We start from the raw sequence: 13,150 nt of genomic DNA on the forward strand, positions 1-13,150 counted from the left end.
GTATGGATAAAGAAATCAAAGACCCTGAAGGTATTTTGAAGGTAATTACCGCTTTGTTTGGAAAATTACCTGCATACATCGTAAACTCAGAAAAAGAATTTCCTGTCAAAATCATCGCTCTTAAAAACAAAGCTCTTATCATTAATACAAGTTTAAAGTTTCCAACAAGAGATCGAATCCTTACCGTTGTCCATAATGGAAGCAAATTTTTAGCACACTTTAACTTGGCTGGTGGAGATGGAAACGGAATCGAAATTTTAACACCTGTCAAAATTCAAATCACAGCGGCTTCGAGACAAGGTGCAAGGGTAGAAGTTAGCCAAATCCAAACAGGAATGATTGTTAACAACATCATCAACGTGAATGATGTTTCAAAAGCAATTGGTTTTGATGATAAAAAAGTAGATACGATTTTACTTGCGTATCGTACAAAACTCGCTAAAGCCTTTCCTTTATCTTCTATCTTTTTTGCTGGACGAATGGATAACCGACTTCGTTTGATGCACCATTACGACAAAGATATATTTATTGTAGACAGAAAAGAAAAATCAACCGCATCACCTGAGTTTTTTCCCTTTGATGAGTACCTTCGTATTTTCGAAAATTCTAAAATACCGGACAACTTTATATCAGAGATTTGTGTTCCCATTAAATACAAAGGGTATGTTCATTTGGGATACGTTCAGGTGTTATCTGAAAAACCACTTGATTTCGAAGTTTATAAACAAATTCAAACCTTTGCGGGTGCCGTGAGTCGAGACATCATCAATACAGGTGTGTTCCAAGAATCAAGAGATGTTTGCCAAGTGATGGATTTAAGTATGGGTGGTATCAGTTTTATCCATGCTCCCTCAAGGTCTTTTTCTCGCTCTGTGACACTTAATGGCACTATCCTTTTTGACTTAAATCTTGAAGCAGGAAAAAAAGTCACCATTCGAGGTATTATCAAAAATATTCGAAACCAAGAAACAAACTTTCGTGTGGGGTGTCAGTTCTATAACCTAACTGAAAAAGACACTCAAACATTAGAAGATTTTTTGAATGTTGGAAAAGAAGAAGAGTCAAAAACGGAAGTACCGACATCGGAAAATGAATCCACATCAGAAAGTGAAACAAACGATGGACACGAAGGAATTGAATCCACACCAAATGATTTTGATGAAGGGTTATCTGAAGCAGCAATGGATGAAAATAGTATAGAAGATCCATTCGCCAATCAATTGAATGATGAGTTTACAGATACCACAGAAGAACCTAAATAAATGACAAGTTATCAATCGGTCATTCGTCCCCCTTATGTGGGTAAAACGGTGATTGATTATCTTTCGCAAAAATTTCCCTACCATAGTTTTGAAGAATGGAACTTTCTGATAACAGAAGGACGAATCACGGTTTCTGGGAAACTTGTCGCTTCTGATGTAAAATTACATAATGGAGAAATAGTCGAATACAATCCAATTCCTGGAAGAATTAAAGAACCAGAGGTTGACGGGAATTATACGATTTTATTAGAAACAGATGAGTTGTTATTTGTGGATAAACCAGGGAATCTTCCAATGCACCCTGCCGGAAGATATAGAACCAAAACTCTCCTTAGTTTTTTGGAAACAAAGTATCCGAAAATCATTCCAGTCCACAGGTTAGACCGAGAAACTTCCGGCATTGTTGTTTTTGCTAAGTCTGAAGAAAGTCGAAAATGGCTTCAGAAAAAATTTGAGACTAGGGAAGTATACAAAGAATATTTTGCAATTGTATCGGGGGATTTTAGAGAAGAACGAACGTTAAATGGTTATATCGGAAAAGATATACATTCTGCGATTCGGAAAAAAATGGTTTATTCCGCCGATGAGTTTTTTGAATCCAAAACTTGTCATACACAGTTTTACCCAATCCTATTTAATCATGACAAAAATATAAGTTTAGTGCTTGTGAGGCCAATTACAGGTAGAATTCACCAAATCCGTGCTAGTTTATTGTATTTAGGGTTTCCGATTCTTGGAGATAAAATGTATGGTTCACGGGAATCTATCTTTTTGGATTTCGTCAATATGGGTATGACTGATTCTTTGAAGGAAGAACTAGGTTTTGATAGGCAATTATTACATGCATATAGCATTCGTTTTGTGGACGAAAGGGTGAATCAAATGGTACACGTTCATTCTAATACGTTTAAAGAAATGGAACTTTACTTCCCCAATTGGAAAAACTATGTCCCATAGCTTTTAATAAAAATCCAATGTAAGAATCACCTTTCCTCCGATCTTTTAAGAAAGAAAGAGGAGGCTTTTGCAAAGGATGGCAGGAGCAGGCAGATTACTTAAGGATTCCGATAAAATCGTATTTGGTGAATTTTGGACGGCGAAACAAAGACAAGGCCATCCAATCCATCATACCGTTAGTTATAGAGCATCATTCAAACCAGAGCTTCCTTCTTTTTTTATGAAGGAATTTTTAAAAAAGAAAAATCGAGTCGTTTATGATCCGTTTGGTGGTCGTGGGACAACTGCAATTCAAGCAAATATTGAAGGTCATGCTGCAATTCACAATGACATTCATCCATTATCGATTTTTCTTGCGAGTGCAAGGCAATATGTTCCGAAATTTGTGGATTTAGAAAAGAAGCTAAATTTATTGGATTTGGATAAAGAAGTAGAAGATGATCCTTTTGATGTATATTTACTTCCTTTTTTTCACCCACGAACGTTAAAAGAAATCAAAAATCTTAAACATTATATGGCAATTGATGACTCGGTAGAAATGAAATTTATTTCTCTCATCGCTTTGTCACGGTTACACGGTCATAGCACTGGATTTTTTTCAGTTTATACCTTTCCTCAAGTTTCAATTCCACCTGAAGCCCAGGCTAAGAATAACTTGAAACGAGGTGTCACACCAGAATACCGACCCATCAAACCAAGAATCTTACAAAAGATGAAACGTGATTTGGCATTGCCTATCCCACCTTTTTACCACGAGTTTTCTAAGAATAACATTTACTCTCTAAATTCTGCTAATTCTGTTCCCAATGTGGAAACTGAATCAGTCGACCTAATTGTAACGTCTCCACCATTTTTAGATAAAGTGGATTATGAGGGAGACAATTGGTTACGACACTGGTTTTTAGACATCAAAAAATCGAAGGATCGAAAACTAAGTATTTTTAGTAATATCAACGATTGGAATGAATTCATTCGCTCCACATTAAAAGAGTCTGCACGTGTTCTAAAAAAAGGCGCGTATATGGTAATGGAAGTTGGAGAAGTGAAAAAAGGAAATTCGATTCTTTATTTGGATGAAGATGTGGTTCGTATGGCAGAAGGTACAGGACTTGTTTGGAATAAAACCTATGTCCATACCCAAAGTTTTACAAAACTTTCAAATTGTTGGCAAGTTTCCAATAATGAAAAAGGAACAAATTCGAATCGATGTGTAGTTCTTAGAAAGGTTTTGTAAGTCTAAAGATTATGAAGCCGTATTTGATTTTATTTCTGTTGTCTTCTGTTTTGGGTTTAGGATTTACCAGTTGTAACGAATCCAAAGAGATCCAAGCAGGAGAGTCGATTACATCCCATCCTATTGAGGTGACAATCAAAGAAAAGGGAAAGGGAAAGTTTGCATTAGAGTTGTACTTACCAAGAGATTTTGGGTTCCAAATTGAGGCACCTCACCGAATATTTTTATCTGGTTCTGATGGATTGAAAGTGACGAGTGCTGACTTAAAGTTAAATGGTCCGACGCATCCAAAAAAGATAGAATACTTTGAATATGTAAAACCCTTAACCTTCCAAGTAGAAGGGAAAGGGAAATTACAAATGGAAGGAAAGTTGTTTTACTGTAATTTTGTGAAGAATATTTGTATTCCAGCTAAAATCAGTAAGTCGTTTTCGATTTAGAGCAATTAAAATTCATACGAGTGATGAATTTAAACACATCACTCTAAGTCTTTCGTCACTAGACGTTTTAAGTTGGGTTTTTGGATTTGGTATAGAAAAAAATACCTACCGCCGATGGAAACGTTTTTGTTTACAATTTTTCCTTCTTTCGATATCTCCCGTAGTTCTTTTTTCCCTTTATCCGATAGATTTGGAATTGTATAAGTTTTTAAAAGATTGAGAGATTTTTGTTCGGCAATGGTCTTTGCTTCTTCTTCTCTTTCTTTTTCAGTGGGCAACACACTTGAGACTGCAACTTGGAATAAACTTTCAGATAAAAAACCTTCTTTGGCTTTCGTGAATTCAATCACTAATTCCGTTTCTTCTGGTTTGGTTTCGATTGTTTCTTTTACTTCTTTGGTTTCTTTGATTTCCTTAGACTTACATTGGGTTAGAGTGAAAGCGAGAAAGAGTGCAAAGAATGCAATGGTAAGTTGTTTGTTCATCTATGGTTTCCTAGGTTCTGAGATCGGTGTTTTCTCAACACGTTCCATTAATTTAGGTTGGATATTTCGAAATAGGAAAGCACATTTTGTTAGGTCAGAATAATCTTCTTTATAGAGAATTAAATTGTCGAAAAACCAAGCAAAATTGTGGAGATTTTCACGATCACTCTCTTTTCTGTTTTGGGGATTCCCCCTAACTTCGTCTAGGTTCTGTTTTTGGTTCGGCAACCCACTTGGATCAATCGTTGTTTGGTTTGTAGTCATACCTTGCGTTCCTTGAGGGTTCTGGGTTGTAGTGCCTTGTGTCTGCGTTGTTGTTGTACCCGTTCCAATTGTGCTTGGAAATTGTGGCGCATTGTTTATCAGTCTAGTTTGTCTGTCCTTTCCTTCCAAACTGGTAAGATAGGAATCGATTCCGTCACCAAACTTGTGCTTTTGTCTTTGGATTTTTAAAAGATAGGGGAGTGAAAGATTTTCCCTTTCGACGAAGGCTCTTTTTTTACAATCCTCTCTTCTTTCCTTTCCCGAAATTTCACGATAGGTCACAGGGATATCTACTTTGATTTGGAAGAACTCTCTTGAGATAAATCCTTCGTCTGTTTCATTTTGTAAGGCACGTTCCACATAATTGGGATCTGCGATAGTAAAGAGGCGGCAGGAACAAAAGAGAGTTAAAATTAGAAGTTTACGAACCATTTCCAACTTCAAGACTAGTAGATGATGTCGAAATTACGAATCTTTTTCCTTTGTTTCTTCCTACAATTTTTACCTGTCTTCTCAGAAGATGCATTTTTTGGCACTTCCGAGTCTCAATTCCGAGAAAAAATCAAAACCATCCGTTTGGAAAATGGACTCACCGTTGTGATGATGAAACGTGGCACCTCTCCGACAGTTGCCCTTTATATCAAGTTTTTAGTTGGAGCTGTAGATGAAACACCAGAAGAAGCAGGTACGGCTCATCTTTTAGAACACATGTTATTCAAAGGAACCAAATCGGTAGGAACGATCGATTACCAAAAAGAAGAAAAATACCAAAAACAAATCGAAGTGTGGGGGACAGAACTTGACGATTTGAAATTAAAACGCCGGGATTTATTCACTCGAGGAGAAGTTGTCCCCAAAGCCTTAGAAGAGGAAATCGAAACCTTAAACAGAAGGTTGAAAAACTTAATCCAATTACAAGATGAGTTCATCGTAAAAAACGAAGATTCATATATTTATGAACAAAATGGAGAAGTTGGATTTAATGCATATACGTCTCAAGATGTAACTAATTACCAAATCCAACTTCCCAATAATCGAATTGAAATTTGGGCAAAAATAGAATCGGATCGTTTAAAAAATCCCATCTTACGAGAGTATTATACAGAACGTGATGTCGTCATCGAAGAACGTAGGATGAGAACAGATGATGTAGGTGGGGCAGTCCTACGCGAAAAGTTTTTTTCCACTGCATTTGAAAGCCATCCTTATAGAAAACCAGTGATTGGTTATTCCGCAGAAATTCCATATTTAAAAATTGAGGAAACAAAAGCATTTTTCCAAAAACATTATACACCGAACCGTATGGTGATTTCCATCGTGGGTCAATTTGATATGGTAGAAACGGAAGCGATCATTCGGAAATATTTTTCAGATCTGAAAGCCGGCAAAGAAAGACCACCCTATAAAATTGAAGAAAAATCATTCCCAGGTGAAAAACGATTCAAAGTAAAACATCCATCGGCAAGCCAAATGATGATGGGTTGGATCAAACCGCCATACCCTCATAAAGACAATGCAAGCTTCGATGTTTTATCAAGTATCTTAACTTCTGGTACTGGGTCACGACTTTACAAACGATTGGTTTTGGAAGAGAAATTAGTACTAAGTATTGGAGCTGTGAACGGATACCCAGGAGAACGATACAAAAACTATTTTATATTCTTTATAAATCCCAATGAAGGAGTGGACCCAAATAAAATTGAGGCCATCATCTGGGAAGAAATTTATCGTATCAAAGAACAAGGGATACCAAAAGAAGAATTGGAAAAGGTTAAAAATCAAATGGTTTCCGATTTTATGAAAACTTTAGACCAAAATGGAGCCATTGCCGATTTGCTTAGTTATTACCAACTGTTATATGGTGACTGGAGTGGCCTTTTTAACCAATACCAAACAATAATGAATACCTCAAGTAGTGATATCCAATCACTAATTCCAAAGTATCTCACTAAAGATTTAGTTGTCATTGGTGTACTCGAGGACGTAAGGAAAAAATAATAATGAAACGCATTCTAATCGTAATACTCTTTCTTTGCCTTGACCCATTATTTTCAAGAGAAATGGGCGAATTTGTAAAAGACATACAGTTTGCTCCTTTGGAATTTGAAGTACCGAATATTTCTTCCACTACAAATACAAGTGGAGTGGAAATATTTTCCTTAAAAAATTCTGAGTTTCCTATTGTATATGCAGATATCTTAATTTACCATGGCAAAAAGAATTTAGGAAATAGATCTACAGAAATTGCTCGCTTATTGGAAGATAGTTGGGAACTTTCAGGATCTTCTCTTTATCCAAAAGAAAAATTTTTAGAATCTTTGGAATTTTACGGCGCTTCCTTTTCTGTATCCGTTGATTATGAAAAAACGATTTTTACCATCGCATACTTAAAGAAAACCGAACCGATTGTTTTACCCATTCTCAAATCGTTTTTTGAAAAACCAAATTTAGATGCCGGACTTGTTTCCATCACGAAGGGAAAATTGACTGAAGAAATCAATCGTCGTAATGATAATGTCACTTCCCTTGCAAAAAGAAAAATAAGAGAAGTCATGTTCCAGGGAACGATTGCCGGTATTTCCATGACTAAGGCAAATTTGGATCGAATCCAAATAGAAGAACTTTTAGGATTCCAAAAGGAAATTCTGTCTGCGCCAAAAAGGCGATTACTCATCACGGGTGATTACGATCTTTCATCATGGGAGTCGTTTTTTCCCAAATTAGAAAAGACAAATTCATCTGCAAACGAAGTGATCACACCAAGCACATTAAGTGCCAATGTTTCCAAAGTGGGAAAACAAATCCGTCTTGTGGAAAAAGATGTCACACAGTCCTATATTGCAATGTCAGGAGTGTTACCGGAACACAACCATCCTGATTTTTATGCCATTCAGGTTCTTAACTATATCATTGGTGGTGGAGGCTTTAACTCATACTACATGAGGGAAATTCGAAATAACAGGGGATTGGCATATTCTGCTGGGAGTTTTACCGAATTCCAAGAGACGTATGGCACGATTACTTTTTTTGCTATGACAAAATCAGAATCAGCGAAAGAGGTTTTGGATCTGATGAAGGAACTCATCCAACCAAAACTCATCGATTCACTAACAGAAGAAGAACTTGTGCGAGCCAAAAATGCCATCATCAATACGTTTGTTTTTCAATTTGAAGATGATAAACGGACACTTGCAAGCGAAGTGAGAAGGCGAGATCACAAAATGCCTGAAGGGTATTTGCAGAATTTCCGTAAAGAAATTGATAAGGTAACCCTAGCCGATTTGAAGAGAGTCGGACAACTGTATTTCCAGTCCGATAAAATGATCACAACGATTGTTGGTCCCAAAACCTTAGAAAATTTTTGGAAGGGTTCTGTGAAACTGATCCAACCGGAAGATTGATGTTAACAGCAAGTTTTGAATACAAAGGAACCAAATTTGAAGGAATATCCGAAGGAGGGATTCGTACATCGATCATCTGTCCTTCACTTGATTTTATGTTTGATTTTGGGTTTATCAATCCAGACAAAATTCACATTGGTAAAATCCTTTTATCACATGCTCACTTAGACCATTCCTGTGGGATTCCTTATTATGTGTCCCAAAGAAGTTTACGTAAACTCCCGATTCCCAAGATATATGTTCCTAAAGCACTCGAGCCAAAACTTTCACAAATTTTAAAACTGTATTCCGAGATAGAAGAGTTTGATTATGAATGTGAACTCATAGGTCTTGAATTTGGTGACCGTGTAGAACTAAAACCAGGTTATTTTTTTAAACCCTTACAAAGTTTCCACAGAGTACCATCACAAGGGTATACAGTTTACGAAACCAAACGGAAGTTAAAGAAAGAGTTTTCAACCTTAAGTTCGGAGGAAATCCGAAAATCAAAAGAAAAAGGAATTGATCCAACCGAAGAGATTGCATCTCCTCTGGTTTCCTTTTCAGGTGATTCTAAAATTGAATATGTTTTGGAAAACGAAGACGTAAGAAAAAGTAAGATCCTTTTTATGGAATGTACGTATTATTGTGAGAAAAGGGATGTTAGCCGAGCGAGGGAATGGGGCCATACTCATTTTGATGAAATCGCAGAACATGCTTCTTCTTTTGAAAACGAAGCGATTGTTCTCATTCATCCATCGAAACGTTACAGCTATCGTGAGTTAAATGATCTATTGCGCAAAAAAGTTCCTCCGATATTAAAAGATCGAATCTCTTTATTTTTACCTCCAAAATCATGAAACCAAGACCTAGTATTTATGTGGAAGGACTTGAACCATTCATCGATTCGGAGTTAGTATACAAACCTAATACTGTTTTTTCGGAAATGGAATCCTATGCTAAAGAAAAAAACATTCCCATCGTAACAGCCGCAACAGGGGGAGTTTTATCACAATTAGTTTCCTTTATCTCCCCTAAAACCATTTTAGAATTGGGAACAGGACTTGGGTATTCAACTCTTTGGATGGCAATTGGATCTAAATTTTCAAAAATAACGACCGTTGACCGGCATGAGGAACAAGCAAAAGCGCTAGATATTTATACAAAAAAAATGGGACTAGAAAACCAAATCGATGTTACTCGAGTAACTGCATCCGTTTTGGAATATCTTTTAGATGAAAATTTGTGGTTGGATACGGATTTTTTCTTTGTGGATTGCGATAAAATCACCTACCCAACCATCTTTCGTACTCTCTGGCCGAAAGCCAAGAAAGGTTCCTGTTTTGTTTTTGATAATGTCCTTTGGCATGGCAGAGTTTTAAATCCCGATCCAAAAAAACCTTCCGATATGGCCGTGATGGAACTTTGGAATGAGGTGAAATCCCAAGTTTCGGAATATACTTTGTATCCTGTGGGCGACGGTTTACTCTTTTTCCGGAAGTAGAAAAAATAGTAGTCAAACCTGGTTCTTTTGGTGTATTCTGCTCCTTGGTTTAAGGAGAAACGTTTCGTGTTAAAAAAAAGTTTTTTGATTCTTTCCATTTGTTTGTTTGGCCTCTCGATCACAGCACAAGAATCAGGTGCTCCCGAAAAAGGAAAGGAATCCATTGAAGAATTAGACAAATTGGACCAAGGTACCAACTTAGAGCGCAAACAATACAAAAACATTTCTGAGAACAACAAAGACCGAGTAATCAACTCGATCAAATTGTTAACCATTGTTACTGCAAACTTTGGTGACGAAGTCCCTGATTCCAAAACAGCTTTAGAAAAAATCAAAAAAGACTACCAATTGGTTTTACGTTATTATTACCGAAGGGCATACATTGCATCAGGAAAAGCGATGGTAGCACTCGAAAAAGACATCGCCACTTTACTTGGAAAATTTGCGAAGAGTTATGATACCAAAACACAAAATTTACTCGCAGAATGTGCAGATACCATCACAGGCCAAGAACAAGCACAACTTGTGGATACTTCCACTGAAGGGGCAAAACCTGTAGTTCCGTACAGAGAGATTGCTGAAGCACAACAAAAATTGCGCATAGCCTACAGCCAATTAGGTCTTGCGACTGACATGACAAGAGATGATCGTTTTTATGATGCAATCGTTCACTACCGCATTGCAAAAGATTATGGAATCAAAATCTTAACTGATTTCAAAGAACAGGAAACAGACAAAAAAGCGATCACTGATAAATATGCAAAAGATCTTGCTGATAATAAAAATCATATTGTGAGCCAAAACACAAAATAATCGAATGAAACTTTTCTTTTCTCCGCTCAGATAAGGGCGGAGAATGGCAGAAGCGTGTTTTTATTTCCTTTGATCCCAACTAACTTTTTTACTTTATTTATTGTCACATGTTTATGTGCGAACGTACTTTCTCTTGCGGCAGAACCAAATTTCCGCATTGTGATTGATCCAGGCCATGGCGGAGTGGCAAAAGATCCGAAAACTCAACATGGGGATAAGTATGATAGTGTCACCCAAACGTATTTGGAAACCTACAAACAAGGAACCGAACACGGGAGTATCACAGAACGGAAAGTAGTCCTTGACCTAGCAAAAGAAGTTCATAAAATTCTTAAGTTAACCGAAACAGAACAAGGTTGGAAAGAATTCGAAGCGTATTTAAAACTTTTTTCAAAAAAAAATGAATTCACTCGGGTAAGATTTTTAAGCCACCTAACAAGAGAAACTTCATTTGATGATGATCCAGCTTCGGACGACCCGAATGCCCCTTACCGTTTATATGATTTTCCAGATCCAAAAACATCGGTGAGAAAAAAAGGTAGACTCTCTAAAATCAATGAAATCAAACCTCATTTGGTTTTATCCCTTCACCTAAATCCTGCAAGCAAAGGCCAAAAGGGGGGAATGGCCGCCGTCCTCACTCCAGGTTACAAAACCTTTTCGCTCTTAAAAAAAATTTCGAACAAAGAGAAGTCACCAAATGGTTTTCTGAATGGACCTTGGTCGGATTGGCTCGTATTCCAATCTGGATGGAGTAAATTAGAAAACGCAACTGCCGATGCATGGATTTATTTCCACGGGTATTGGTCCAAAAAAAATGGGAAAGAAGCGGATCTCACTAAGTTTGAAGGTTACCGCCAAAATATGATTAGTTGGAAATATGCCGATGATCCCAATTGGGAAAAAAATATCGGAAAAAAAGGTCCATATGCTAAATCACATGATGAATTTGAACCAAGCGGTCGTTTTTTTGAAAGGGAAATGGGTAAAAAAGAAGAGTGGAGGCGAGAAGGCGGAAGAGAAGGGTTTGGTGGTGACAACCATTACGTGACGAGAGAACTCATGCGTTTTGTCCAGTATGGGTTACCAGTCCAACTTAAAAGTAAAGAGTCTCCCTACCCAGAACTTGGACCTATCCAAAAGCCATATATTTCCACCTATAGTTTGCCTACCTATACAAATGCGCTTTGTGCGTTTATTGAAATTGGATATGTCAACCGCAGCCGTGATATGAAATACCTCATTCAAAACAAAAAGGAAACTGCCATTTCGCTCGCGGTTGGCATCTATTCCTTGTTTGTTGGGTTGGAATTGAAAAAAAATTCAAACTTACCATATACTCCGAAAGGTAAAAAAGTAAATTGGGAACGGTATGAAACATATTTTGATGAAGTGATCTAGGAATTTAATTTCAGATGAAACCAAAAAAAGAAACTTCCAAAGTATTAAACCATCCTTTATTCCCTGCCTTTATCTCTATGTACCAGAAGTCCTTGGTATTTCGGTATTCTAAAGAAAACTTAAAACAATACCCTGAGTTTTTGTCCATTCCTGAAAAGACCATTCACGAACTGCTAGATTTTTTTCTAGAATACTTATATCCAAATTATGAAAAAAGGAAAAAACTTGATGCCGCCTTTGACGCGTTATCTGGTTTCGTAAATCACCCTTCTAAAATTTGGGGGATCCTTGGAAATTTGGCTATGTCCATTTTTCGATTTGGGAAACATTTTCCCATGGCATTGAAGGCAGGTCTCTCAGCTCTCCATTCTTATGTGACAGCCCATAGTTTCGAAGAAGAGTTGGTATTGGCTCTCGATGCAAAAGAAAATCCTAAAGAGTTTTTGGAATCACGAGAAGCAATGGAGAAATTGATATCATCCGTTGAAAAATCAAAAGCAGATGCATTCAGAAATGATGTAGGTGCTCTCTTCGGAATTTTTTCTGACAAAGAACTTGTTCGAAAAATCATCCTCATTATGGAAGATATTTTAGTGAGAATGGAATCAAAATCCTCCCTTTATACAACTGATGATAAAAATGGAATCTCTCTTGGGGTTTCAATTTTGAAAGAGGGAAGGAAAATTTTTGATATGATGACGAAGGAAGAAATTTCCCTCGTCTTACAAGCGATTGATAAAATTGAAGAAAACTTTTATCAAACTGCTTGTGAGAGGTTTCGAACTAAATAACTTTTGGTACCGATGGCCGGAATCGAACCGGCATGATGTTACCATCGGTGGATTTTGAATCCACTGCGTCTACCAATTCCACCACATCGGCATTATCAGTCTTCAGCTTCGATATATTTACCTTTTCCGCGGGCCACTATTTTGCCGATCTCATTTTCGATTTCAGCACGGTTTTCGATGATTTTTTTATTCTTTTTCACAAACCATCCACGTAAATGGAGAGGTTCATTCACCTTAGCAGGTTGTAGGAATCTGATTGTGAGTTCCCCTGTTGTGGTTTCGAAATTCATCGCTTCGTTGATCTTTACCATGATCTCATCTAAGATGGTAGAAATAATTCCTGGGTGGATTTGATCCGGTAAACCCTGGTATTTTTCGGGGCAGGTGTAATCACCGAAGGCAGTTTTTGTGTCTTCGTCAAATGTGATTTTTAACTGCAACCCGTCTGCATTGTCCGGTGAGGAGGCAAAGCTGAGATTTTTTTTCGCAACGGATTTCATGCCACCATGGAACGCAAGAATTTCTCTTGTGTCAAGCAGAAAAAGAACTTGCGGTCAGTTTGGTCCCAAAAGCTTCGTAAAAAGCTTGGAAAACGAATATTCTTTCGTTATTTCTTAAA

At 37.2% G+C, this 13,150-nt stretch carries 14 protein-coding genes and 1 tRNA gene; 11 read left to right on the plus strand and 4 right to left on the minus strand.

Features of this window, described 5'->3' with window-relative positions:
• The first annotated feature begins 2 nt into the window (after nt 1-2).
• From EHQ43_RS16560 to mpl17, 4 genes are all read left to right on the plus strand, one after another.
• On the plus strand, nt 3-1,262 hold the full coding sequence (locus tag EHQ43_RS16560; RefSeq protein WP_135754882.1) for a PilZ domain-containing protein: 1,260 nt from the start codon (nt 3-5) through the stop codon (nt 1,260-1,262).
• Nucleotides 1,263-2,219, plus strand: coding sequence for an RluA family pseudouridine synthase (locus EHQ43_RS16565; protein ID WP_135771762.1), 957 nt, complete (start codon nt 1,263-1,265; stop codon nt 2,217-2,219).
• Nucleotides 2,220-2,295: 76 nt separating this feature from the next.
• Complete coding sequence (locus EHQ43_RS16570; RefSeq protein WP_135754976.1) at nt 2,296-3,453, plus strand: DNA methyltransferase; 1,158 nt, start codon at nt 2,296-2,298, stop codon at nt 3,451-3,453.
• Between the two features lie 11 nt (nt 3,454-3,464).
• A complete protein-coding gene (mpl17, locus tag EHQ43_RS16575) occupies nt 3,465-3,893 on the plus strand; it encodes a cell surface protein MPL17 (RefSeq protein WP_135771763.1) in 429 nt (142 codons plus the stop codon).
• 38 nt (nt 3,894-3,931) lie between these two features.
• Here the strand turns inward: mpl17 and EHQ43_RS16580 are convergent, their stop codons facing one another.
• Both EHQ43_RS16580 and EHQ43_RS16585 read right to left on the minus strand, forming a co-directional pair.
• Entirely contained in the window at nt 3,932-4,378 is a 447-nt protein-coding gene (locus EHQ43_RS16580; protein WP_135771764.1) for a lipoprotein, read from the minus strand.
• On the minus strand, nt 4,379-5,074 hold the full coding sequence (locus EHQ43_RS16585; RefSeq protein WP_135771765.1) for a hypothetical protein: 696 nt from the start codon (nt 5,072-5,074) through the stop codon (nt 4,379-4,381).
• A gap of 21 nt (nt 5,075-5,095) precedes the next feature.
• Here EHQ43_RS16585 and EHQ43_RS16590 point away from each other — a divergent pair, with 21 nt between their 5' ends.
• The 7 genes from EHQ43_RS16590 (at nt 5,096) to EHQ43_RS16620 (ending at nt 12,531) form a co-directional block, all read left to right on the plus strand.
• Nucleotides 5,096-6,640 (plus strand): M16 family metallopeptidase, encoded by a 1,545-nt coding sequence (locus EHQ43_RS16590; RefSeq protein ID WP_135771766.1) that lies wholly within the window; start codon nt 5,096-5,098, stop codon nt 6,638-6,640.
• A 2-nt stretch (nt 6,641-6,642) separates the two neighbouring features.
• Nucleotides 6,643-8,043 carry a M16 family metallopeptidase gene (locus EHQ43_RS16595; protein WP_135771767.1) on the plus strand — a complete coding sequence of 467 codons (1,401 nt, stop codon included), beginning with the start codon at nt 6,643-6,645 and terminating at the stop codon, nt 8,041-8,043.
• On the plus strand, nt 8,043-8,882 hold the full coding sequence (locus EHQ43_RS16600; RefSeq protein WP_135754887.1) for an MBL fold metallo-hydrolase: 840 nt from the start codon (nt 8,043-8,045) through the stop codon (nt 8,880-8,882). The genes EHQ43_RS16595 and EHQ43_RS16600 overlap by 1 nt, the downstream gene beginning before the upstream one ends.
• Entirely contained in the window at nt 8,879-9,526 is a 648-nt protein-coding gene (locus tag EHQ43_RS16605) for an O-methyltransferase (protein ID WP_135741670.1), read from the plus strand. Before EHQ43_RS16600 ends, EHQ43_RS16605 begins: the two co-directional genes overlap by 4 nt.
• 66 nt (nt 9,527-9,592) lie before the next feature.
• Nucleotides 9,593-10,339: a hypothetical protein gene (locus tag EHQ43_RS16610; RefSeq protein ID WP_135771768.1), complete on the plus strand. Its 747-nt coding sequence runs from the start codon at nt 9,593-9,595 to the stop codon at nt 10,337-10,339.
• A 69-nt stretch (nt 10,340-10,408) separates the two neighbouring features.
• Nucleotides 10,409-11,740: an N-acetylmuramoyl-L-alanine amidase CwlD gene (locus EHQ43_RS16615; RefSeq protein ID WP_425269661.1), complete on the plus strand. Its 1,332-nt coding sequence runs from the start codon at nt 10,409-10,411 to the stop codon at nt 11,738-11,740.
• A gap of 14 nt (nt 11,741-11,754) precedes the next feature.
• Nucleotides 11,755-12,531: a hypothetical protein gene (locus EHQ43_RS16620; RefSeq protein ID WP_135771769.1), complete on the plus strand. Its 777-nt coding sequence runs from the start codon at nt 11,755-11,757 to the stop codon at nt 12,529-12,531.
• 4 nt (nt 12,532-12,535) lie between these two features.
• Here EHQ43_RS16620 and EHQ43_RS16625 read toward each other — a convergent pair.
• Nucleotides 12,536-12,622: transfer RNA gene (locus tag EHQ43_RS16625), tRNA-Leu, on the minus strand.
• 4 nt (nt 12,623-12,626) lie between these two features.
• A complete protein-coding gene (locus EHQ43_RS16630; RefSeq protein ID WP_002973585.1) occupies nt 12,627-13,031 on the minus strand; it encodes a PaaI family thioesterase in 405 nt (134 codons plus the stop codon).
• Nucleotides 13,032-13,150 lie beyond the last annotated feature (119 nt).

Origin of the sequence: Leptospira bouyouniensis (assembly GCF_004769525.1) — a bacterium.
Classification (GTDB): domain Bacteria; phylum Spirochaetota; class Leptospiria; order Leptospirales; family Leptospiraceae; genus Leptospira_A; species Leptospira_A bouyouniensis.